The sequence below is a fragment of the Coleofasciculus sp. G3-WIS-01 genome (genome assembly GCF_040223135.1).
GTDB lineage: Bacteria > Cyanobacteriota > Cyanobacteriia > Cyanobacteriales > Coleofasciculaceae > Coleofasciculus.
The window spans coordinates 1-21860 of record NZ_JAVJZI010000285.1 but is presented as its reverse complement, the minus strand read 5'-3'; the positions used below and the strand labels follow the sequence as shown (position 1 = coordinate 21860).

Genomic DNA, 21860 nt, shown 5'->3' with positions numbered 1-21860 from the left:
GGGATTAAAATTGGTGTTTAGCTATTTGTGATCAGGAAAGATGAGTAAAAAACGCTTAAAAGTTTTGTTGATTATGGAACTATGCAATCCTGATTCCAGTTCTGTTCTTTTAATTGGGTTTAAGTTCTTTCAATCTATTCATGGATTAGTAGATGTGACTCTAGTTACTAGAGATTATAATCGGGAAGCTTTAGAAAAGCATGGATACAAAAATCAAGTTGTTTATATATCAAAAAGTAATTCAAAATTACAAGATTTTATACAAGACTTCAGAAAAATAATTGTACCAAAAATTAAAAATGATGTGATACAAAGACCTCTAGGTCTTGCTCTACGTTATCCTGAATATGAATATTTTAACAACCAAGTTTATCAACAATTTAAACAGTCAGTTATTCGGGGAGATTATGATATTGTTCATGCCATGACTAATACACATACCAGGTATCCTGTCAAAATAGTCAAAGCCTGCAAGCATACACCTTTTATTTTAGGACCCGTCAATGGAGGTGTGCCATTCCCAGAATGGTTTGAGGAAATAACTATAAAAAAATATTTAAACTTAAGCGTTTTGCCCGATCTAGCCAAATTTATCATTCCTGGCTATCTCGAAACGTACAAGCAAGCTAAAAAAATATTAGTCGGTTCAAGCTATACCTTAAATAAAATACAATCTTTTTTTAATTTCCCAGATAATAAAATGTGTTTGCTTTCAGAAAACGGAGTATCTAGCCGTTTCTTTGCTGAGCAAGCAAAAATAAGAAAAGACAGGAAAATCAATTTATTATTTGTGGGAAGGTTAGTGGCTTTCAAGTGTCCTGATATTCTTATTGAGGCGGTTAGTCGATTGAATGAAACCATTAAAAATAACATTCAATTAACCATTGTGGGGGATGGACAAGAACGAAGCCAGTTAGAACAAATGGTACAGACTCGCAATTTAGACGATATTATCAATTTTGTCGGTAAAATTCCCCAAGCAGAAACCCTAGAGTATTATCGTAAAGCTGATATTTTTTCCTTTCCTTCTATCCGAGAATCTGGTGGAGCCGTAGTCTTAGAAGCAATGGCTTGTGGACTTCCCTGTATTGTTGCCAATACGGGGGGTGTTGTTGACTATATGACAGAAGAAACCGGGTTTAAAATTGAACCGATTTCTAGAGAATATCTGACACAAGAATTAACAAATAAAATAGAAATTTTGGTTAAAAATGAACAGTTACGTGAAAAGATGTCAGCCAAAGCGATTGAAAGAGCCAGAGAATTTGAATGGGGACACAAGGCACAAAAAATAGTTAAAATTTATGAAGAGGTACTTGCCTAAATGCGACTCATATCACATCCGGTTAAACAACCTCACTAAAAATGGCTGAAATACTCATTATGACGTGATTGCATTTGTGTGCAATCAACAGGATTCGATATCATTCACCATTCTCAGATTGCCAATATCAAGGTTAAGAACTACGTTAAACAGCCATAAGCAATTTTGTGATGAGATCGGAGAATTTGAGAGCCATTTTTTTATAGCTTGAATAATTGATTTATTTAAAATTAGTAACTTTTTCATTTGGTATAAACACTATGTCTTCATAAACTTGTTGAATATCTTCAAAATTGTCAAATTGAATAAAGTCTTTTTCCAGAGGACTCCACTTCAACGAAATATAATCCCATGATTGAAATATCTCAAATATATTTTCTGGTTTTTGCTGCATTTTTTTGAGTTTAAATTTGTTGATTTCACAACAAACAATCGGACGAACTTCATTAAAAAATTTTGAACCCCCTTTCAGCACTAAGGGTTCAGAACCTTCAACGTCTATCTTACAAAAACCTACAGTTGGAAAACCTTGTGATTCCCAAATATTATCTAAGCGCTTAATTTCAATATCTTCAGATTGATCGTTAGTAGATTCTGGTGCAAGAGCCGCTCTACCTGGATCAGTGGGAAGATATATTTTACAAGTAATCTCTTGTTCTCCTAAACCTACGGGAACTATTTCAATAGAATTAGGGCAATCTGAAATCTTAATATTTTCTTTCAATAGCTCAATATTTTTTGAGAGGGGTTCAAATGCATAGACTTGACCTTGTTCCCCTACTAATTCTGAAAGCCTGAGGCTCCAAACTCCTATATTAGCTCCAATATCATAGCAAACCATTCTGGGGGAACAATATTTATCAATTGCCTTAAACACAACAGGTTCATACTGTTCTCTAAAAATAAATATTAAGCCATGGATGCCGCGTCTTTTACCTGGAACTAACCGCATTTTTTTATGGCTATGAATTTTGATGACTGGTGAGTAACGTAATATTTTGTAAACTTCCCACAACCCTAAACGAAAAATAACTTGATGAGGTCGCCTATGTGTTTCCGGATGTTCTAGTAAAAACTTTATACTAATATTAAGCTTTTTGAAAAACCTTTTCAAAGACATATCATTTTTTCATACTATAATCAATATGGCTAATTATACTATATTTTATGGATTAAATAATTAAGAAAAAATTAAAGATTAAAACATTTTAAATTGGAGTAAATTTACTAGCTTGAATCCCAACTCCAGTTCAGATTAATTAATCATACATTGCTAATAGCTGAACAGTTCAGTTTGATTTGAGCGTGCGTGTATACATTATCTAAACTCTAGTTAGACCAAGCTGAGAAATCCTGGGCAAAGTCGGACAGAGACAATAACTGAATTCTCGGATGATTGCGGACTTCGTTGCGATGCGCTGCTGTGTTATAGCCCCAATCTGCTAAATAGAGTCTCACCTGAGCTAAGTCTGATTGCTGTTCCACTGATAGTAAGGTATTTAACCGATCTTCTACAAACCAGAGACTTGCCGATTCATCTGTAAAGTCTTGTATCAGTTGTCGTAAAGTTTGGTATTTGGGACGTTTAATTTCTTTGCCGATAATTCTATCCTCTGATAGTTCGATACCTTGTTGTTGTAATAACTGTTTGGCAAATCGCCCTTCTTTTGTAGTTACAATAAAAACCTGCGTTGGCGTTTCTAATATTTGCTGTAAGCGCTCAATCACCCCAGGATAAAAGCGGTGCAGTGCTAACCAGCTATCTAAATCAGTAGTAATCCATTCATCGCGAATTTTATCTAACTGTTGACCCAAGTTTTGTGGTTGCAAGTTTTCGGAATCAACACATTGCTGCAAAACAGTTGACCAATCGTGCAAAATTTGGGATTCGGAAACGCCTAAAAGTAAAACTCTCACTAAAACAGGCATTTCCCACCCCGTTTCAATCACAGGGCGCAAGCGGTAAAATTTATCAGCTAAGTCTGGTGGGGGTGTTGTATTTTCAGGTTGCCAAATTTTGCAGTAGGTACGCCAAGCCGTTTGGAAATATTCCAGAAGTCCATCACAGATAACGCCATCAAAGTCGAGGGCGAGAATAGTGGGCGCATCAGTTGACATAAAGCTATTTGAATGATGAATAATGATCTGGCTGATTTAAGGGCTGGTGGGCATTGCCCACCCTACGGGATATCAAGGGTGTTGGTGCTATAACAGGGCAAATTTTCAGTGCCATTGATCTTAATTGGCAATAACCTTATTGCGCTTGGGATCGCCAAGTTGGGAACGGGATTGAGCGATTTTCGGGTTGAGACTGGGTTGATTGCCCCATTTTTGGGTAAGATTATCCAACAGTTGATCTTGCTGTTGGCGAAATTCCCAAACATTATTGCCACCATTAATAATCGCAAACCAAACCCGATCGCGATCGCGCGTTGGCATCACCCCCGCTAAAGCACTCACCTGGCGTAGGGTTCCGGTTTTCATCGCGGTTCCCTCTGGCAGGTTGCGAGCATAGATTGTCCCGTTTTTATCCCGCCCAGCTAGGGGGAATATATCAATAACACCTAAGTTATGAGGTATTAATATTTTTTCCAGGGCGATTAGCATAGCTGTAGCCGCACGGGGAGAGATTTGGTTTTCTGTTCCTAACCCTGATCCATTGATTAGTTGAATTTCCCCTTGAGGTACATTAGCTAACTTAGCGGCTTCTTTGGCAACTACCTCAGCCCCACCCACAGCATCGGCTAAAATCTGAGCCATGCCATTGTTACTATAGATGTTCATTTCTCTGAGGATTTCCGTCAAGGGTAGGGATTGGTGACGTAATAATATTCTACTGTTGTCAGGCGGAATTTTCACCGTTTTGATTTGACCGCTAATCACCAGCTCAGGCTTCGGTGTTCCGGGAGACATTCTGCCATGGTGAGTAATAATAGAACGAGACCAGGTTTTGGCATTCAATCCTGTTTTCAGCAACTCACCCGATCGCGTCGGATCTTCTTCGTAGTTCATAGAAAAATTGCCAGCAATGACTAAATTGCCATTGACGCGGCGAATACCAAGCTGATTGAGACTATTAGCGAGTGCGATCGCTTCTTCCCAAACAAACAACGGATCACCACTGCCTCTAATTACCAAATCTCCCTCTAATACGCCATCACGGATATCACCTGTGACGCCCACTTGCGTCTCAAATTTATGATCAGGTTTCCATTGACTTAACGTCACCAATGTGGTAGCAATTTTAGTCAATGAAGCAGCAGGGAGGGGAACTTTACCCTGATGTTCTGCCATAACATTCAGCCCTGATTGTATCCAGATTCCTTGATTGTCTGCGAGTGAACCCTGGTTTTTTAGGTCTTGGAGATATTGATTAAGCGTCGCTTCAGCGCTAGGGTCAGGCTTGGGCAGAGTAAACAAGGAGGTTTCTTGCCATGGCAAGGGTTGGACAGTCTCCACCTTATCCAAATCCAACGTAGCAGCCTGCATCCCCACAATCTTGACCAATAACGCGGCTATCGAAGAAGCAATCAATCCAGCACCAATTCGTTGTAACATTCCGTTTCTCCTCCACGGTGCTTTATTGTACGAAGTGGATGGCACCGATGAAAAGGTTTCTTCAGAGGTTTTTCTGAGAGATCAGCACTTTTAAGTGCCTTGTAGGGTGTAGAATGTGGGGCTTCTCGCCAAATAAGCTAAAACAGGATTACTCAATCAACGTTCTAGAGGTGAGGGCTTCTGTTAAAATTTTTAAGGTTTCTATCTCTTTGAGCAATGGCATCTCGCGAACGGATCGCAATCGACGCGATGGGAGGGGATCACGCTCCCTCAGAAATTGTGGCTGGAGCTATCCGAGCCCAAGCAGAGTTGGGCGTAGAGGTTATATTGGTTGGCGATACTCAGGCTATTGAAGCGTCCCTGAAAGAACACAAAAGTCCCTGCCAGCTAGAAATAGCCCAGGCGGAAGACGTAGTTGCCATGGAAGAGGAACCCTTGGTGGCGATAAAACGCAAACCCAAGGCGTCAATCAACGTGGCGATGGATTTAGTCAAAACTAAGCAGGCACAAGCCGTGGTGTCGGCGGGGCATTCTGGCGCAGCTATGGCAGCAGCATTACTGCGTTTGGGACGGCTCAAGGGCATCGATCGCCCAGCGATTGGCGCCATGTTCCCCACCCTCATAGCTGGAAAGCCAGTGATTATACTAGATGTGGGTGCAAATGTAGATTGTCGTCCCAAATATCTGGAGCAATTTGCGGTGATGGGCACGGTATACAGCCAGTATGTGCTGGGAATACCAGAACCAAAAGTCGGGTTGCTCAATATCGGGGAAGAAGACTGTAAGGGGAATGATTTAGCAATTCGGACTCATCAACTGCTACAGGACAATCCCAGAGTTGCCTTTCTGGGTAATGCTGAAGGGAGAGATGTACTCTCAGGTCAGTTCGATGTGATTGTCTGTGATGGCTTTGTCGGCAACATCTTACTCAAGTTTGCCGAAGCCGTGGGAGAAATCGTATTGCAAATTTTGCGGGAGGAATTGCCCCAAGGCTTACATGGTCAACTGGGGACGGCGATTCTCAAGCCGAATCTGAAGCGGATTAAGCAGCGTATCGATCATGCCGAACATGGTGGTGGGTTGCTATTGGGAGTGGATGGAGTCTGTATTATTAGCCATGGCAGTTCTCAAGCACCGTCTATTTTTAATGCGATTCGCTTGGCAAAAGAAGCGATTGATAATCAGGTGCTGGAGCGAATTCAGTCTACTGAGATCAAACCGGCGAAACAATCGGCAAACCGGAGTGGGGGGAGTGAACCGTTAGAGGTGACCAATGAGCCATCAGAGGAGGCGACAGGTTAGCTTGATGCGATCGCGATGAGAATGCAAGCAGACGCGATAGTGGGGCGGGAAGTGAATTGGCGGTTTCTTTGATGGAGAATCATTTTGAATCAACTAGGCACAGGGATTGCGATTACCGGGAGTGGTTCGGCGACACCCGATGTTATTTTGGATAACCATCAACTCAGCCAGATAGTTGAGACATCAGATGAGTGGATTGCCACGCGCACAGGAATTCGTCAACGGTGTCTAGCTGACGCTCAAGCCAGTTTGAGTGGGTTAGCAGCCCAAGCGGCAAAGCGGGCGATCGCGATGGCGGGAATTGAGCCTGAAGCGTTACAGCTAATTATTCTGGCAACGTCTACACCTGATGATCTATTTGGTACGGCGAGTCAAGTTCAGGTGTTACTCGGCGCCTCTAATGCTGTTGCGTTTGACCTCACGGCGGCTTGTTCTGGCTTCGTGTTTGGTTTAGTAACGGCTGCTCAATTTATTCGGACTGGCGTTTATCAGAATATTTTATTAATTGGCGCAGATATGTTGTCGCGCTGGCTGGATTGGTCCGATCGCGGCACCTGTGTATTATTTGGTGATGGCGCGGGGGCTGTGGTGTTACAGGCAAATGAGCGCGATCGCTTGTTGGGATTCCAGATTCGCAGTGATGGCACTCAGAATAAATGCTTACAGTTAGCTTACAAACCACAAAGCCATCAACTTGTCAAGGACATCGAGGTCGGTCAAGGAAATTTTGCGTCGATTACCATGAACGGCAAAGAAGTCTATCGATTTGCCGTACAAAAAGTGCCAGAAGTGATTGAGAAAGCGCTATTTCAGGCGAATCTTACCCCAGAGGATGTAGACTGGCTGCTATTGCACCAAGCCAATCAACGGATTCTTGATGCAGTTGCTCAACGGTTGAAGATTCCCAGCCATAAGGTTTTGAGTAATCTGAGTCAGTATGGGAATACATCCGCCGCGTCGATTCCCTTAATGCTCGATGAAGCCGTGCGATCGCAAAAAATTCAACCCGGTGATATTATTGCCAGTTCCGGTTTTGGTGCAGGATTAACCTGGGGGGCGGCTATTTTTCAATGGGGATGATAAAAGTAACGAAATACCTCATAGTCAGAGTTTGTCATTCTGAACGGAGCGATAGCGGAGTGAAGAATCTCAGCAGATGCTTCGCTGAGAACTACATGAACTCATGACAAAAGTACCGTAGGGTGGGCATTGCCCACCAGCCTTAAGTCAGAGCCATTCAACTTAAGCTAAAAAGGAAGCTGGGGAAGTTACTGGAAGAATTGCCAAGGGTTGTAACTTAAGCTTACACCGATGAAGAGGCTTCTACGTCTTCAGAAGTGAAACCAGGATGAGTTTTATTATCTTGCTCTTTAGTTTTAGTCAGACTAAATTCTTGTTCCCAACGATGTAACACATTTTTATTATAAGTGGCTCTTGAAATTCCAAAATGATACGTTTGTGGTAACTCTCCTACACTCTCTCCCTTTGGCAGAATACTCTTATCAACCAATAGTTGATCAAGTTGCACCTTCCCAGCTTCAGTTTCATCCAGACTACCCCAGAGATGCAGCTTGCCATTTAAAGCGAGATGTACCCTAATTCCTCGCTTTTGAGCATTTTGTGCAGCATCTGCTACGACAGAAAATAGATCAGATAACTCAGATGAGTTAGTGACTAAACCTAAGATGACTACTTGGGACCGTGGCAATAACAAACTGAGTTTAATTAGCTGTTCAATTGTTTGAGGACAAGAAAAGACATCTGCGGCTAAGTATTGTACGAGGTAATCTCGATAAGGCTGACTAGGAATACCACATTGTAATGCCACTTCTAAGTCGAAAGCACTACCAGACTCCACCAGACAAATATTGCTTTTGTTTAAGCCACTTGGGTATAATTTTTGACAGATTAAACCTATGTGAGAAACTGTTCCATCACGCAAGAGGAGAAAGTCAGAGCGAGAGCTTTGAATATGCCTTTGAACTTCTGGAGAAGAAATAGGGCGTAGTAAACCTGTTGATTGTTTTAAAACTTGCGACACGTATGATGGAATTCCTTCTCTTGGAACCAGAATATAATCAGGATTTATCGACTTGAGAGCAAACCTCAGAGTATCAGCTTCTTCCTCATTCTCAGGTACGGGAAAGATAGTATTTGCTGCACCACCCCAGACGTGAGTGTAGAGAGTCACTGCATCCATTAACTCATCTCGATTCCGAATCAAATAAACCAGGCGTAGGGGGCGTGATTTTAGCTTAAGAGTAACTTCTCGTTCATGCAGTGACATAATTTAACTGTGGTTGGTTGTTTCAAGGTAATCCATTAATCAGCTAGGGAACAAGAGTGACGGAAGCTGATGATTGATTGCTCTTTATCCGTTGTAACCTAGATATTGCTGCACTGGCACTTTAGTGCCAACTACGAACGGTGCGATCGCGACTATCCCAATTCTCCTCAGAGGATGACAACACAGCCAGAGTTAAATTTCGGGTAATCTGAATAAAGGACAATTACACGTTCCATCAACTGCTGTGAGTGAAAAACGAATTCTCCTCTGGTATCGCAATGACTTGCGCCTACATGATCACGAACCCCTACACCAGGCGCTTCAGACAAAGGCGCAAATCGTTCCCCTCTACTGCTTTGACGATCGCCACTTTAACACCACATCCTTTGGATTCCCCAAAACGGGGGCATTCCGCGCCCAATTCCTACTGGAAAGTGTAACCGATTTGCGAGAGAGTTTGCGATCGCACGGGAGTGATTTGCTGGTGCGTCGGGGTTTACCAGAGACGGTGATTCCCGCTTTGGCAAAACAACTCGGTATTACTGCGGTTTACTTTCACCAAGAAGTTACCGCCGAAGAAGTGGCGGTAGAATCTGCACTAAAAAAAGCGTTATCTGAGATTGACATAACTGTACAAACGTTCTGGAGAAGTACCCTCTACCATCCCGACGACTTACCATTCAGTCTCTCAAAAATTCCCGAACTTTTTACCAACTTTCGCAAGCAGGTGGAGAAAAAATCCACAATTTATTCCCCCTTTCCCACTCCCAAACATTTACCATCTCTCCCCTCTGTAGATGTTGGAAAATTACCCCAAATTGCTGATTTTGGACTAGAATCCCCTATATTTGACAAACGGGCAGTATTACAATTCAAAGGTGGAGAAACCGCCGGATTAGCCAGACTCAAAGACTATTTCTGGAAAAAAGACTGTCTCAAAGTTTACAAACAAACCCGCAATGGCATGTTGGGGGCAGATTACTCCTCTAAATTTTCTCCCTGGCTAGCATTGGGGTGTTTATCGCCGCGTTTTATTTATGAACAGGTTCAGCACTATGAACAGGAACGAGTCAAAAATGATTCAACCTACTGGTTAGTATTTGAGTTAATTTGGCGAGACTTTTTCCGATTTATTTGTGCTAAACATGGGAACCGAATCTTTCGCCAATCTGGGTTACAAGGTGTACCCATTCCCTGGAAAGAAGACTGGGATCGCTTTACCCTTTGGCAGCAAGGAAAGACAGGCTTTCCCTTAGTTGATGCCAATATGCGGGAACTTTCAGCAACTGGATTTATGTCCAATCGGGGAAGACAAAATGTTGCCAGTTTTCTCACCAAAAACTTAGGAATCAACTGGCAAATCGGTGCTGAATGGTTTGAATCGGTGCTGATTGACTACGATGTTTGTAGCAATTGGGGCAACTGGAATTATACAGCGGGAGTGGGTAATGATGCTCGTGGGTTTCGTTATTTCAATATTCAAAAACAGTCGAAAGATTATGACCCCCAAGGTTACTATGTCAAACATTGGCTACCCGAACTCGATTCCTTAACCGCCGCTAAAGTACACCAACCTTGGACATTAACCTCAGCCGAGCAAAAACAGTTTGGAGTAAGAATTGGCGTAGATTATCCTAATCCAGTTGTGGACTTAATGCAGTCGGTTAAAGCAAACGAGAAAGTTTACAACGCCGCATTGAGCCGTTGATAACATTGCCGATTGGAGAGACTGCTGATCAACATTGTAGTGGCGTGGCACGGCTAAAATTGTAGGATGGATTGGGTTTGTAGTCTCAAAACCGACGAAATCGGGGCGGGTTTAGTTTGGTTAGTGGTTTGAGCCAGAGCGTTATCGGTAAAACCCGCCCCTACACAATCCAAACTATCGGTCATAATTCGTTAGCCTAGAAGAAGGTCAGTTGTTGTCAATGTGAATCAGAGGATTAAGTATCCTGAGTGCAAATTCTTCTAGGATATATCAGGAGTGATGTAGCGGAGAACTAGATGGCTAATATTAAATTTGTCAAGGAAGACCAGGAAGTCATTGCAGCAGATGGGGCAAACTTACGTGAGAAAGCCCTGCAAAACAAGATTGACCTGTATACCTTCAAAGGGAAGTTGATGAACTGTGGAGGCTATGGTCAATGTGGTACCTGCATTGTTGAGGTTGTCGAAGGAATGGAAAATCTCTCACCTCGAACTGAGGTAGAACAGCGTAAACTAAAGAAAAAACCGGAGAGTTACCGATTAGCCTGCCAAGTCTTGGTCAATGGACCAGTCAGCGTGAAAACTAAGCCCTGAAGCTGCGGGAAGCAATGTTCTAGACGTTCCATGGCACTATGGCGAGCAGGGGGAGACTGTAGCTGATTAGTATTTGGAGTCAAGCTGCACGATTGGCAGAAGCCAATGATATTCTAAGAAGAGCGGTTCAAAACCAATTGTAGAGGCACTAGTTCAATGCAAGTTAATGATTTAGGGTTCGTTGCCAGTCTTTTGTTTGTGCTGGTTCCCACCGTTTTTTTGTTGATTCTGTATATCCAGACAGCTAGCCGAGAAAGTAATAAAAATCCTTAGCCTTAGCTGTCTACCTTCCGCCCATGAAATCCCCGACTTCTTCAAGAAGTCGGGGAGCTGACACTCAATCTGCTGTGCGGGCTAACAACAGGGGACAATTCCCATACACCCGCACATAGTCCGACAGTGACTAGTGAGTAGGGTGGGCATTGCCCACCAACCTTACGGAGCGTGCCATTTTACTCAATCCGGTGTGCGGGCTAATAGCACAGGACAATTCGCATACACTCGTACATAGTCCGACAGGGAAGTCCCTAGCAATCGGTCTAAATCAGGGAGAGACATAGCGATAGTGGGACGGCGTTCAGGAGAACCCAAGATCAATAAATCCACATTCATTTCATCGGCTAAGCGGCAAATCTCTCGTCCCGCCTGACCTTGACTATTGATACATTTATAGGCAACGCCTTGCTTTTTCGCTTCCGCTGCAGCCGATGCCAAAACGGGATCGGTTTCAGGAGTGGTTATCGGTTCACCCGATGGCGTTTTTTGGTCGGGGTTGACGTGAACCAAATACAGTTGACCGCCTTTGACATCCCGAATCAAAGATAGCGCCAAATCTAAGCTTTGCTTAGCACTCTCCGATTTATTCATCGCCACCATGACTCGCTTAATCCGTTTGACGTAGATCTCGTCTTTCACCAATAACATGGGACGGGAGGACAATTGGAAAACATATTGGCTGACAGAGTTTTCCAGGATAGATTCCAGCCGTTTGAGTCCTCTGGAACCCATAATGATCAGGTCAGATTGCTCTTCCTGCGCCACTTGTAGCACTACGTCTTTGGGATCTCCCTGTTTGAGCCGGGGCGTGATTTTGTTGGGATCGATTTTGAGAGACTTAACCGCGTCTGCCAAAATCTTACCGCCCTCTTCCAGTTTGGCTGACATGGCTTCAGCACTAACTTGGGGTGTGACTACATGGAGAACCGTAACCGATGCTTGTTGCATGATCGGGATTTCGGTCAACATATTAAACATTTCTTCACATAATCCCCGACCGGCAACAGCAAGCAAAATTTTTTCAATCATGGTTTGAATCGTTTTAAGTGGTTAAGATGAGACTTTCGCCATTCCAGGAGAGCCGGAGCCATATTGGGATAAATTCCGCAAGCCCCGGAAGTAGTAGTTGTTTCCCTGACAAGGCATCAGTCCTCAGGTTATCTGATTTGCTCCTTCTAAAAATAAGGATACTGGGGATCGGGATTTCAAAATTTGACAATTTGTCAACGACTGGGGGGTGCAGGGTTGTAGGGGCAATACTGTTCGGTTAATAGGAGCAGGGGGAGAATAAATGAAATTAGAGCTTATCCGAGCAGTATTGGTTGTAGGGGCGGGTTTTACCCATAACGTTCTGAAGACAACCCTTAACTTATGTAAACCCGCCCTTTCTTAGGCGTGCAGGGGATTCCAGACGTAGTAGGCTAGGTTTCTACACATTGCTCACATTCGTTAAGGTAGAACAGTCTATAGATAGATAAAAAAATCTCTATGAACCTTTCAAGACTCTGGCAGGTAATCATTACAGTGGCTTTAGTGCTAGGACTCTATATGCCCCCAGTGACGGCGGCTGAAACCCTCTCCACTGGAACTGATACGTTTAATGCTTTGGTACAAAACTGCCTGGAACTCCAAGGTGAGACATCTCTCAATGCTTGTGATCAAGCCATTGAACTGCATCCGGATGACGTGATTCCTTGGTATGGGCGTTCTCGCGTATTATCGACTTTAGGACAACAAGAAGAAGCTAATCAGTCTTATGCCCGGGTGCGGGTGATTCAAGCGTACTATAGTACGATCGCGCAACTGCTTGCCCAACGGGAACAGATTGAGTCGTTGATGCAAAATGAGGAGCAATTCTCTCAACTCGAAACCGCGATTAACAGTGAGGATGTGGAGCAAGGGCAGTTAGAACAACTGCAACAGCTTAAACAACAGATTCTCACACTCCGGGACAATCCTAGCCTTCTTGATCAAGAAATAGCGGATGCGATGCTTCAGGTACGCGATCGCTTGGCTGATATTATTGAGCAAATTTCTGCGACTGCATCATAACTGGGTGCAAGCTTTGCGGAATTTATGGGCGCAAGCCTTGCGGAATTTATGGGCGCAAGCTTTGCGGAATTTATGGGCGCAAGCCTTGCGGAATTTATGGGCGCAAGCCTTGCGGAATTTATGGGCGCAAGCCTTGCGGAATTTATGGGCGCAAGCCTTGCGGAATTTATGGGCGCAAGCCTTGCGCCCCTACAGGATCAAATACAAAAACGGACGACAAAATGGAGAGTTCGGCGACTTGTTGTTTGAACTCGCCAAGAGCAACCGGATTATTCATCTTTATATTCAACTTGAGATAGATGAAGTTACTTTCAGTTTGTAGAAAATTAGGAGTTGTATAGAAGTATTAAAGGATAAAGTAGATCTAATGAAATATCCGAAAAAGACTTGGCAACTCCTAGGATTTACGACAATCTATTCACTGGCACTGACCATTTTCCCCAAGGTTGCCAGTGCGAATCAACCGCCATCTGTACAGCGTTCTGATGACTATCAGGTTGCCCAAATGACTGATTGCCGAGAGGTGGATGTTAATACAAGGCTGAATATACGACGACAGCCGTATGGGCAAGTTATTGGGACTTTGGAAGATGAACAAACCGTTAATATTATCGGTGAACCTGAAAATGGATGGGTGCAGATTGACGCCCCTGAGGATGGTTATATTGCGGCGAGATATTTAACCTATTGTACGGGTGCAGTACCCCCATCCCAACCTGTTACCCAAACAACGCCGACTACCTCAGGAAGTGGGCAGGTTTCCACTGTACCCGGTAGCAACTGCCGTCAGGTGGTTTCGCCAAATCTATCGGTGCGATCGGAACCGAATGGCGAAGTGATTGGTACATTGGATGAAAATCAGACGGTTTATATTGCCAACGAAGGGTACGATGGCTGGGTGCCCATTGAAAGACCCATAGATGGCTATGTGAATTCGGCAAGTCTAGGCTACTGTTATCAGTAACCCTTTTAAGCTAAGTAGCAGGTTTTGTACTGTGAGTCAACCCTCTCAACAGCGGGACTTTCTCGCCAATACTCAACTCTGGCGAGGTTTGCCGGATGAGCAGTTAGACGCGATCGCGACCATTGCGATCGCTAAATCCTACCATAAAGGTGAGGTTATTTTTGTCGAAGGGGAGGAGGGTAACGGATTCTTTGTGGTGAAATCCGGTAGAGTGAAAGTATTTAAGCTATCGGCAGAAGGGAAAGAACAGATATTAGAATTTTTTGGGGCAGGAGAACATTTTGCCGAAGTACCCGCCTTTGATGGTGAATGCTTTCCTGCATCGGCTACGGCTTTAGAGAAAACAGAATTATTATTTTTTGAGCGCACCACTTTTTTAGCCTTGCTGGCTCAACAGCCAAAGATAGCGATTAATATGTTAGCCATTTTTGCGCGACATTTGCGACGCTTTGCCCGATTAATTGAAGATTTATCGTTAAAGGAAGTTCCGGGACGATTGGCGGCTTATTTGCTCTATTTAAGCGAACGTTCTGAGCATTTAGAGCAAGTAGAATTAGATATTACCAAGACTCAACTAGCATCCTTATTAGGCACAATTCCTGAAACCTTATCACGGGTGTTTGCCAAGTTGAGCCAGGAAGAATTAATTTCGATAAATGGATCGAGGATTCGGTTATTAAATCCAGAAGGGTTACGAATTTTATCTGACAGATAACTACTAATTTGATGAATCAAATTAGGCTTGTAGTAAGGGCTTTAGCCCTATATTCTGTTGGGTCTCGTTCCTCAACCCAACCTACAACCTCTCTTGTCTCCCCTGTAGACTAAGAAGCATTTAAAACTCAAAACTGCCCCTCCTTCCTACTCTAAACCGCCGTTTCCTGGAGCATCTTCCCATAATAGCGATGATAATAATCATAAGAACTCGTGGTATAGTTCTTCACCCCATTCGCCACCATTCCCAATACTCGGGCATGAGAGGTTTTCAATCCAGATAATACCTGCGTCAATACCGTCCGATCTGTTCTCCCCAATCCCACAACCATAACAATTCCATCAGTATGGGCTGCCAATAACCGCGCATCAGCTAAACCTAACATCGGTGGTGTATCAAAAATAACTAAATCAAACATTTCTTGAAACGACTCAACTAAATGCTGCATCTTCTGAGAACAGAGGAGTCGAGTTGGATCAGGTGGAATTTGTCCAGCAGTTAACACAAACAGATTATCCTCCAACGGCGATGGCTGAATCACATCTTTTACATTAATGTCACTGGAAATAACATGACTTAATCCCCACACATTGGGTAAATCCGTCATCAGATGCACCTGGGGACGCCGCAAATCCGCATCCACTAATAATACCCGTTTTCCCATCGCAGCGGCGGCTTGTGCCATAAATGTCGCTGTTGTGGATTTGCCATCAGCCGGAACCGCTGAACTAATCACCACCGAACGAATCGGCACATCGGGACTAATAAACTGAAGATTAGCTTGAAGCGAACGAAATGCCTCTAAAAATGGAGAAGCGTGATAACGATAAGCGGGTTTATTCAGAGGAGATACCAATCGCGGAGTTCCCGCTTTCTCGGCTGTTTTAGCAAGTTTACTCTGTTTCTTCAGAGGCTTGTGAAAAGGAATCGTTCCCAAAACTGCTAACTTAGTCCCTTCCTTCAACTCCTCAGCCGAGTGAAACACCTTATCTAACTTTTCGGCTAAAAACCCCGCCCCAGCACCTGCCAATAATCCCGCCACTGCCCCTAAGGCTAAACCACGGGGTACATTAGGAGAAATTGGCATTTGGGGTTGTTGGGGTGCGGCAATAAGTTGCCAAGGTAATGTCTTTTGTGCGGCTTCAATTTGTAGCGTCTCCCGCACCGCCAGAAAGCGATTTAAACTCTCGGTGGCGACTTTCAACTCCCGTTGTAAATCCGTGTACTGGCGGGCAATTACCGCCAAACTCTTAAGCTGCTGACTCATCAACTGTTCAGCTGTCGCGATCGCACCAGAGCGCACTTCTAACATATTAATTTGGTTTGTCGTCTCTACAAGTTGCTGAGTCAGTGTCGAACGCAGGGAACTCGGTGAGGCTAGGGATTCCGGATTTTCGGGTACGGCGGTGGCGTTAGAGCCCAAAACCGTCCTCGCTTCCTGACTCAGCAGGGGAAGTAAATTTTGTTGCTTGGACCGCAGCGCCTGAATCGTTGGACTCTGTTCGGTAAACCGCGCCGACTCGCTAGCAATTTGACTTTCAATCTCCGTCAACTGATTTAACAACTGCTGATAACGGGGGGCTTCTGAGAGGGCGGAAGCCGCGAGCGCCTGTTCTGGGGATAGCCCTAATTCCCCTAACTGACTTTGAAGTTGCACCGACAGAGTACGGGCTTCATCCAGTTGAGTTTGGGTGTCTTGACGTGCTTGGACAATGGCGCTAACTCGATTGGTCAATACTTGACCCTGACTATCGGGATCAACTAAATTATAATCTTGGCGAAATCGCTGTAGCTTTTGCTGGAGACTATCCACCCGCTCCCGGAGTTTTGGCAGTTGCTCTTCCACAAACTCAATCCCCTGTCGGGTACTCGTCTGCTGTTCAGAGAACGAGTAGTTCATGTAGCCTTGAGCAACTTGCTCTAGAATAAATTTAATTTTTTCCGGATTAGAATCTTGGTAACGGACTTCTAAAATTTTAGTTTGTTGCAGCCGATAAATCGCCAGTTTGCTGCGAAGCGTATTATAGTCAATCTCTGGATAGCGAGACTGAATTTGCTCGACAATCGGAGTCATCACCTGAGGACTCCACAGAACTTGAATCTGGGTTTCGTAGTCTAAACTGTTGGCTTGACCCCCACCCGGTGGATTCAGGGATTCACTAATCTGCTCTAAGTGATCTTCACCGGAAACTGACCCCACTAATAACTGAAATTTGCCTTCGTAGTTGGGCGTCTGCTGCAAGACTTTGGTGACAATTGCCGAAGTGACGGTGATTGCTACTCCAGCGATAACCAAAGCTCGCCGCCGCGCTACGGTTAGAATCTGACGCAAGTCCAGCTTGTCATCCTCTGTCTCAGCAAACCCATGCAGGGGCACAGGAGGCAATTGTGATAGTCGTTGTCCATTACGCTGGGGTAGTAATGACTGATACTCTCCATTTGAATCCATAATTGAGTTAAACATTGGCGTTTATAAGACAGACCAACCTCCCGGAGGATGTTCGGATACACAAACCCAAACTGATCTCTTGATGAATATCATTAACTCGGTGTCGTAGATGCAAAAATTATTAGCCAGAGAAAATTTTAGGTAGCTTCTGTCAAACTTTACTTGCTCTCAAGAGGAATAGTTTTTTCTCTCCCCTTACCGTTACCCTTGGGGCGTGCCGAATCGTCAGATACTGTAAGATACCTAATACACTAATAGCATAATAGTAAATTGATAAGCCTATCAGCAACAAGCTCGCCAAAAAACCTAAGTGGGCTTGCTCAAGACATCGTTGGAAACCTTATCTAATAGGGCTTTGACTAAAAAGTAGTACATAAGATCTAATTTGACTTGCCTAGAGTATATACTCTAGACAGAGATATTATTTTAACTCTGGGGGGTAGACTAATTGGATAGATTATTGAACTATTTAATTCATCTGGAGTTTATACTCTAGACAGGGATATTATTTTAAACTCTGGGGGATAGAGTAGTTTTATAGACCATAAAATTGTTGGCATATAAAGATATTACCCTAAAAGTTTAAAGCATCCAGTTCATTTTAAGATAGAAAATATGAAGGAATTAGATATTTAGTGAACTGTAAAAAGCGAATACCGTTAAAATCCGGATATAAGTCAATGAAGGCGTAAACTGTAGCGTATTATAACTCTCAGTTCAAATTCTCATCAGTAACACAGTAACATGAGCAATAACGAGACTCCCCTATGGCATAGTAAACCCCTGCGGTTATCGATTGTAACTCAGTTTTATCCCCCTGACTACGCCGCAACCGGACAGCTTATAGAAGAACTTGCCGTTGAGTTAGGAAAACAGGGTCTGTTGGTGCGAGTGTTTACTGGACAACCAGGCTATGCATTTCACAGCCAGTCAGCACCAGCGAGGGAGCATTTTCAGCGACTGATGGTTCAGCGATCGCGGGCGACTCGGATTTGGTCGAAGCGTATTCGTGGCAAAGCCCTCAATGGGCTGCTCTTTTGTCTGCGGGCTGGACTTCATTTACTCAAAACCAGTAGTCATGGGGACATACTCCTGTTAACCACCGCTCCTCCTTTTTTACCGATTCTCGGATACTTAGCGAACAAGTTATTTGGACTTCCTTATGTTTGTTTAGTCTATGATTTATATCCAGATGTTGCCGTCGAACTCAACGTTGTCACCCATCGCCACTGGTTAGTTAGAGTATGGAATAAAGTGAACTGTCATATATGGAAACAAGCTCAACAAATTATTGTTTTGAGTCCGTCAATGAAGGATAGAGTCGTTGCTAAATGTCCCCAACTTAAGGATAAAATTACCGTTATTCATAATTGGGCAGATGCCAATTGGATTGTACCAATTGCCAAACAGGATAATTGGTTTTCCCACAGGTTCAATCTAGTTGATCGGTTTACGGTGCTGTATTCGGGGAACATGGGTCGCTGTCATGATATGGAAACCATCTTAGAAACTGCTCAACTGTTACAATACGACCCAATTCTATTTGTTTTTATTGGCAATGGCGCTAAACGTGAAACCTTTGAAGCCAAAATTCGTAAGCTTGGTTTAAAGAATTGCCGCTTTTTACCCTATCAAGATAAACAAAACCTGCCCTATTCTCTCACCTCAGGAGACTTATCTTTGGTCAGCATTAGTCCAGGGATGGAAGGCTTAGTCGCTCCTAGCAAACTTTACGCCGCCTTAGCCGCAGGGCGTCCAGTCGCCGCGATTTGTGAACCGCAGTCTTATTTGCAAGGGATTGTGACTGAGGCTCAATGTGGTGCAGCGTTCCGTAACGGCGATGCGGCGGGTTTGGCAGAATTTATTCGCCGCTTGTCCAAAGATGAACTCTTAGTCAAGCGTATGGGTGAAGCCGGTCGTCGTTATTTACAATCCAATTTCACCCCTGATCTGATTGCACAAGAATACTCAAAGTTATTGCATCAGTCTGTCTTTAAAGGTTGGGAATCATCAGAAGTATCCCTTGAGTATTCAAGCTTTCGGTGGAAATAAATCGGCACTCCCCAACTCAATCAAAGATTTTAGTTGGGGAGTGCTATCACTTTTAGGTTCCAGGGTAACGGTAACAAACCCTACGGCGATCGCTCAAGCCATCACCATACCGCCATCGACATTAAACACTTGCCCGGTAATATAAGCAGCGGCAGGATCAGCGGCTAAAAATCTCACCATGCCAGCAATTTCCTCTGGCTTCCCATAGCGACCTAGGGGAATATACTTAATAATATCCTCAGATTTAATCTCTTTGGTCATATCGGTTTCAATAAATCCGGGTGCCACAGCATTTACGGTAATCCCGCGAGGCGCTAATTCCTTCGCCACGGTTTTGGTAAACCCAATCACTCCCGCCTTGGCTGCACTATAATTAGCCTGACCCGGATTGCCCATTTGTCCAGCAACGGAGGCAATATTAATAATCCGACCTGATTTTTGCTTGAGCATGATTTTACTGGCTGCCCGAGTACAGAAAAAGACACCAGTCAGATTCAGGTCAATTACCGCCTGCCAATCGTCGGGTTTCATCCGCATCAAGAGTGTGTCGCGGGTAATGCCAGCATTATTCACCAGTATGTCTAGGCGACCAAATTTGTCTTTCGTTTCCTTGACAAGAGTCTCGACATCTTCCAGTTTCGAGACATCTGCCTGAAGCGCGATCGCATCTCCTCCGGCTTCTGTAATTGCGGCGACAACTTCATTGGCAGCCCCACTGGAACTGGCATAGTTAACCACTACCTTCGCGCCCTCTGCGGCTAATGCCAATGCCACAGCGCGACCAATTCCCCGCGACGCCCCAGTTATAATCGCCACGCGATCGCTGAGTTGGGCAGATGTCTGTGATGCTTCCATAAAAAATCTCTCTCTCTACTAGCTGAAGTCAGCTTTTAGCATTTTGCACTAGAATCGAGCCAAACAACTAATAACCGTGATGTTTTGTTATGGCAGTAAAAAAACAGTTTGCCAATTTTCAGGAACTCCTCTCTGGATCTGATGTACCCGTTTTGGTCGATTTTTACGCGACCTGGTGTGGTCCATGTCAGATGATGGCACCGATCCTCGAGCAAATTGGTGTCCAGCTCAAGGGTAAGCTAAAAGTGGTCAAAATTGATACAGACAAATACCCCCAGATTGCCTCTGAGCATCATATTGAAGCCTTGCCTACCTTGGTTCTCTTTAAGGGTACCAAACCCGTAGAACGCATTGAGGGACTAGTCTCCGAAAAGCAGCTTATAGAACGACTACAACCCTTACTCTAAGCATAGAGACGTTCCGCCGGAACGTCTCTACCAACGCGGAACTTGGTACCAATTTCAACCTGGATCAAGAACTAGATCCGTCCTCCATACCCTGAAAAGCTTCACGATGCTGTCGTGGATTCTGGGGAATCACTGGGCGGAATCGTGGCTTTATTCTTTTCCTGTTCCCGCTGTTCCCGTTTTTTGCGATCAGCTTTGATGGCATCTTCGAGGACAATCTGAGCTTGAGCCATTTTTTCCAGGTTACTGCGATACAACTCCAAGTCTTTTTGTAATTTCTCTTGGGGAAGATGCAGGGTTTGACCGATTTTCTGGAGAGTTTCCGTAGACTGTTTCGCGTCTTTGACTAACTCCGGATCTGCCTGTTCCAGGAGGGTATACAAGCCAATCGCAAACAGGCGAGAGTATTTAAACTTAGGATTATCTGCGATCGCGGCAACCGTGGTATGAATATCCTCAGCACCCTCTAGGGGCGTTGGCGAACTAAACCAGTTAACCAGTTCTTGCCCCGATAAACGCCCTACTGCCGCTTTCACTTTTTCGGCATCCTGCTGATACTGTTGCGGATTACTGCCTACCGCCTGACACAGCGCGTCAAAAATGGATTCTTTATCCCGTTCCGGTCGATAGCCTTGCATGAAGCGGTTAAAGGAAGCGACTACGCCCAAGGCATAGATTGGATCATACTTAAAATCCCCATTGACCGCCAGCAAATGCATCTCGACCATCAATTCTTCTACCACCCGTCGGTAAATCGAGTTGATTGGGCGGGTGTGATAGTTATAAAAATCTCGTTTCGTATCCGAGACGGTGCGAACGTTACTCACAGAGCAAAATATAAAGGATATTTTTTACCATTGTCTCGCTTGAGGGACTCAATTCCCTAGAACCAGAAGAGATGACTCTCTCCTTTGCCAAGCTACTACTCCACTCCTTTCGGGCGCATCCACTACGATGAACGCTTGGTTTTCACCCTAGGGGGTAGAGTCCCAACCGAGTCATTCCTTCCATCTTACCAGTTATTCCCCTACTCGCGCTTCCTACCGCTCGCCTTCGACACTATTGGGCGAAACTGAAAAGTCAGTATTGTAAACTATAATGTTTTTTGGCTTGACCTAACTCAATTGATGAACCACTCATGCTGCTACTGGGCTAGCTATCTCGTTATTTCAGACTTTTGACCGAAAATTTGGGTTTCAAGCCTCGTCCTGGAAGGACGACTTTTTCTGTGTTACCATGTTGATGTCGAGTTGTTCCACGTCAGATGCTGGTCTTCGAGTTCAAGGCTAAAGGAAAGACAACTCAATACTCAGCGATT

General features: G+C 44.2%; 21 protein-coding genes. 12 read left to right on the top strand and 9 right to left on the bottom strand.

Annotation, left to right across the window (positions count from 1 at the left end; translation table 11 throughout):
* Positions 1 to 40: 40 nt before the first annotated feature.
* The gene (locus RIM23_RS30590; RefSeq protein ID WP_446372265.1) at positions 41 to 1324 is read left to right on the top strand and encodes a glycosyltransferase family 4 protein; all 1284 of its coding nucleotides are present in this window, start codon (positions 41 to 43) and stop codon (positions 1322 to 1324) included.
* A 220-nt stretch (positions 1325 to 1544) separates the two neighbouring features.
* On the opposite strand, the gene RIM23_RS30585 is transcribed toward RIM23_RS30590, so the two are convergent.
* The 3 genes from RIM23_RS30585 to RIM23_RS30575 all read right to left on the bottom strand — a co-directional run bounded on the left by RIM23_RS30585 (position 1545) and on the right by RIM23_RS30575 (position 4882).
* Positions 1545 to 2444, bottom strand: a complete 900-nt coding sequence (locus RIM23_RS30585; RefSeq protein WP_446372263.1) for an FkbM family methyltransferase — start codon at positions 2442 to 2444, stop codon at positions 1545 to 1547.
* Between the two features lie 209 nt (positions 2445 to 2653).
* Positions 2654 to 3442, bottom strand: a complete 789-nt coding sequence (locus tag RIM23_RS30580; RefSeq protein ID WP_446372261.1) for an HAD family hydrolase — start codon at positions 3440 to 3442, stop codon at positions 2654 to 2656.
* Between the two features lie 120 nt (positions 3443 to 3562).
* Positions 3563 to 4882 (bottom strand): D-alanyl-D-alanine carboxypeptidase, encoded by a 1320-nt coding sequence (locus tag RIM23_RS30575; RefSeq protein WP_446372259.1) that lies wholly within the window; start codon positions 4880 to 4882, stop codon positions 3563 to 3565.
* Positions 4883 to 5098: 216 nt separating this feature from the next.
* On the opposite strand from RIM23_RS30575, the gene plsX reads away from it, so the two are divergent.
* Both plsX and RIM23_RS30565 read left to right on the top strand, forming a co-directional pair.
* Positions 5099 to 6184 (top strand): phosphate acyltransferase PlsX, encoded by a 1086-nt coding sequence (plsX, locus tag RIM23_RS30570; RefSeq protein WP_446372257.1) that lies wholly within the window; start codon positions 5099 to 5101, stop codon positions 6182 to 6184.
* Between the two features lie 84 nt (positions 6185 to 6268).
* Positions 6269 to 7264 (top strand): beta-ketoacyl-ACP synthase 3, encoded by a 996-nt coding sequence (locus tag RIM23_RS30565; protein ID WP_446372255.1) that lies wholly within the window; start codon positions 6269 to 6271, stop codon positions 7262 to 7264.
* A gap of 223 nt (positions 7265 to 7487) precedes the next feature.
* Here the strand turns inward: RIM23_RS30565 and RIM23_RS30560 are convergent, their stop codons facing one another.
* On the bottom strand, positions 7488 to 8471 hold the full coding sequence (locus RIM23_RS30560) for a hypothetical protein (RefSeq protein ID WP_446372253.1): 984 nt from the start codon (positions 8469 to 8471) through the stop codon (positions 7488 to 7490).
* A 244-nt stretch (positions 8472 to 8715) separates the two neighbouring features.
* Between RIM23_RS30560 and RIM23_RS30555 the strand changes: the two genes are divergently transcribed.
* Positions 8716 to 10179 carry a DASH family cryptochrome gene (locus RIM23_RS30555; protein ID WP_446372251.1) on the top strand — a complete coding sequence of 488 codons (1464 nt, stop codon included), beginning with the start codon at positions 8716 to 8718 and terminating at the stop codon, positions 10177 to 10179.
* Between the two features lie 53 nt (positions 10180 to 10232).
* Here the strand turns inward: RIM23_RS30555 and RIM23_RS30550 are convergent, their stop codons facing one another.
* Positions 10233 to 10364, bottom strand: a complete 132-nt coding sequence (locus tag RIM23_RS30550) for a hypothetical protein (protein ID WP_446372249.1) — start codon at positions 10362 to 10364, stop codon at positions 10233 to 10235.
* A gap of 111 nt (positions 10365 to 10475) precedes the next feature.
* Between RIM23_RS30550 and RIM23_RS30545 the strand changes: the two genes are divergently transcribed.
* Together RIM23_RS30545 and psbM are read left to right on the top strand one after the other, a co-directional pair.
* The gene (locus RIM23_RS30545) at positions 10476 to 10772 is read left to right on the top strand and encodes a 2Fe-2S iron-sulfur cluster-binding protein (RefSeq protein WP_446372248.1); all 297 of its coding nucleotides are present in this window, start codon (positions 10476 to 10478) and stop codon (positions 10770 to 10772) included.
* Between the two features lie 156 nt (positions 10773 to 10928).
* Positions 10929 to 11045, top strand: coding sequence for a photosystem II reaction center protein PsbM (psbM, locus tag RIM23_RS30540; RefSeq protein WP_446334628.1), 117 nt, complete (start codon positions 10929 to 10931; stop codon positions 11043 to 11045).
* Positions 11046 to 11228: 183 nt separating this feature from the next.
* On the opposite strand, the gene RIM23_RS30535 is transcribed toward psbM, so the two are convergent.
* The gene (locus RIM23_RS30535) at positions 11229 to 12077 is read right to left on the bottom strand and encodes a universal stress protein (protein ID WP_446372246.1); all 849 of its coding nucleotides are present in this window, start codon (positions 12075 to 12077) and stop codon (positions 11229 to 11231) included.
* A gap of 459 nt (positions 12078 to 12536) precedes the next feature.
* Between RIM23_RS30535 and RIM23_RS30530 the strand changes: the two genes are divergently transcribed.
* Genes RIM23_RS30530 through RIM23_RS30515 form a run of 4 tightly spaced genes read left to right on the top strand, consistent with a single transcriptional unit; the run spans position 12537 to position 14779 of the window.
* Positions 12537 to 13100 (top strand): hypothetical protein, encoded by a 564-nt coding sequence (locus RIM23_RS30530; protein WP_446372244.1) that lies wholly within the window; start codon positions 12537 to 12539, stop codon positions 13098 to 13100.
* Complete coding sequence (locus tag RIM23_RS30525; protein ID WP_446372242.1) at positions 13072 to 13422, top strand: hypothetical protein; 351 nt, start codon at positions 13072 to 13074, stop codon at positions 13420 to 13422. The genes RIM23_RS30530 and RIM23_RS30525 overlap by 29 nt, the downstream gene beginning before the upstream one ends.
* Before the next feature lie 45 nt (positions 13423 to 13467).
* A complete protein-coding gene (locus tag RIM23_RS30520; RefSeq protein ID WP_446372240.1) occupies positions 13468 to 14064 on the top strand; it encodes an SH3 domain-containing protein in 597 nt (198 codons plus the stop codon).
* 31 nt (positions 14065 to 14095) lie between these two features.
* Complete coding sequence (locus RIM23_RS30515; RefSeq protein ID WP_446372238.1) at positions 14096 to 14779, top strand: Crp/Fnr family transcriptional regulator; 684 nt, start codon at positions 14096 to 14098, stop codon at positions 14777 to 14779.
* 151 nt (positions 14780 to 14930) lie between these two features.
* On the opposite strand, the gene RIM23_RS30510 is transcribed toward RIM23_RS30515, so the two are convergent.
* A complete protein-coding gene (locus RIM23_RS30510) occupies positions 14931 to 17243 on the bottom strand; it encodes a GumC family protein (RefSeq protein WP_446372236.1) in 2313 nt (770 codons plus the stop codon).
* A 729-nt stretch (positions 17244 to 17972) separates the two neighbouring features.
* Between RIM23_RS30510 and RIM23_RS30505 the strand changes: the two genes are divergently transcribed.
* Positions 17973 to 19280: a glycosyltransferase family 4 protein gene (locus tag RIM23_RS30505; protein WP_446372234.1), complete on the top strand. Its 1308-nt coding sequence runs from the start codon at positions 17973 to 17975 to the stop codon at positions 19278 to 19280.
* A 93-nt stretch (positions 19281 to 19373) separates the two neighbouring features.
* Here the strand turns inward: RIM23_RS30505 and fabG are convergent, their stop codons facing one another.
* Positions 19374 to 20135 (bottom strand): 3-oxoacyl-[acyl-carrier-protein] reductase, encoded by a 762-nt coding sequence (gene fabG, locus RIM23_RS30500; protein WP_446372232.1) that lies wholly within the window; start codon positions 20133 to 20135, stop codon positions 19374 to 19376.
* 89 nt (positions 20136 to 20224) lie between these two features.
* Here fabG and trxA point away from each other — a divergent pair, with 89 nt between their 5' ends.
* Positions 20225 to 20542 (top strand): thioredoxin, encoded by a 318-nt coding sequence (trxA, locus tag RIM23_RS30495; protein WP_446372230.1) that lies wholly within the window; start codon positions 20225 to 20227, stop codon positions 20540 to 20542.
* Between the two features lie 101 nt (positions 20543 to 20643).
* Here the strand turns inward: trxA and psb29 are convergent, their stop codons facing one another.
* Complete coding sequence (gene psb29 / locus RIM23_RS30490) at positions 20644 to 21369, bottom strand: photosystem II biogenesis protein Psp29 (RefSeq protein WP_446372228.1); 726 nt, start codon at positions 21367 to 21369, stop codon at positions 20644 to 20646.
* Between the last annotated feature and the right edge of the window lie 491 nt (positions 21370 to 21860).

Excerpts from the sequence above, each read along its gene's own strand:
- RIM23_RS30520 (WP_446372240.1), top strand. The coding sequence starts at position 13,468 with ATGAAATATCCGAAAAAGACTTGGCAACTCCTAGGATTTACGACAATC.
- trxA (WP_446372230.1), top strand. The coding sequence starts at position 20,225 with ATGGCAGTAAAAAAACAGTTTGCCAATTTTCAGGAACTCCTCTCTGGA.
- RIM23_RS30580 (WP_446372261.1), bottom strand. The coding sequence starts at position 3,442 with ATGTCAACTGATGCGCCCACTATTCTCGCCCTCGACTTTGATGGCGTT.
- RIM23_RS30560 (WP_446372253.1), bottom strand. The coding sequence starts at position 8,471 with ATGTCACTGCATGAACGAGAAGTTACTCTTAAGCTAAAATCACGCCCC.
- RIM23_RS30535 (WP_446372246.1), bottom strand. The coding sequence starts at position 12,077 with ATGATTGAAAAAATTTTGCTTGCTGTTGCCGGTCGGGGATTATGTGAA.
- RIM23_RS30575 (WP_446372259.1), bottom strand. The coding sequence starts at position 4,882 with ATGTTACAACGAATTGGTGCTGGATTGATTGCTTCTTCGATAGCCGCG.
- plsX (WP_446372257.1), top strand. The coding sequence starts at position 5,099 with ATGGCATCTCGCGAACGGATCGCAATCGACGCGATGGGAGGGGATCAC.
- RIM23_RS30510 (WP_446372236.1), bottom strand. The coding sequence starts at position 17,243 with ATGTTTAACTCAATTATGGATTCAAATGGAGAGTATCAGTCATTACTA.
- RIM23_RS30585 (WP_446372263.1), bottom strand. The coding sequence starts at position 2,444 with ATGTCTTTGAAAAGGTTTTTCAAAAAGCTTAATATTAGTATAAAGTTT.
- RIM23_RS30545 (WP_446372248.1), top strand. The coding sequence starts at position 10,476 with ATGGCTAATATTAAATTTGTCAAGGAAGACCAGGAAGTCATTGCAGCA.
- RIM23_RS30550 (WP_446372249.1), bottom strand. The coding sequence starts at position 10,364 with ATGACCGATAGTTTGGATTGTGTAGGGGCGGGTTTTACCGATAACGCT.
- RIM23_RS30505 (WP_446372234.1), top strand. The coding sequence starts at position 17,973 with ATGAGCAATAACGAGACTCCCCTATGGCATAGTAAACCCCTGCGGTTA.
- RIM23_RS30590 (WP_446372265.1), top strand. The coding sequence starts at position 41 with ATGAGTAAAAAACGCTTAAAAGTTTTGTTGATTATGGAACTATGCAAT.
- fabG (WP_446372232.1), bottom strand. The coding sequence starts at position 20,135 with ATGGAAGCATCACAGACATCTGCCCAACTCAGCGATCGCGTGGCGATT.
- RIM23_RS30530 (WP_446372244.1), top strand. The coding sequence starts at position 12,537 with ATGAACCTTTCAAGACTCTGGCAGGTAATCATTACAGTGGCTTTAGTG.
- psbM (WP_446334628.1), top strand. The coding sequence starts at position 10,929 with ATGCAAGTTAATGATTTAGGGTTCGTTGCCAGTCTTTTGTTTGTGCTG.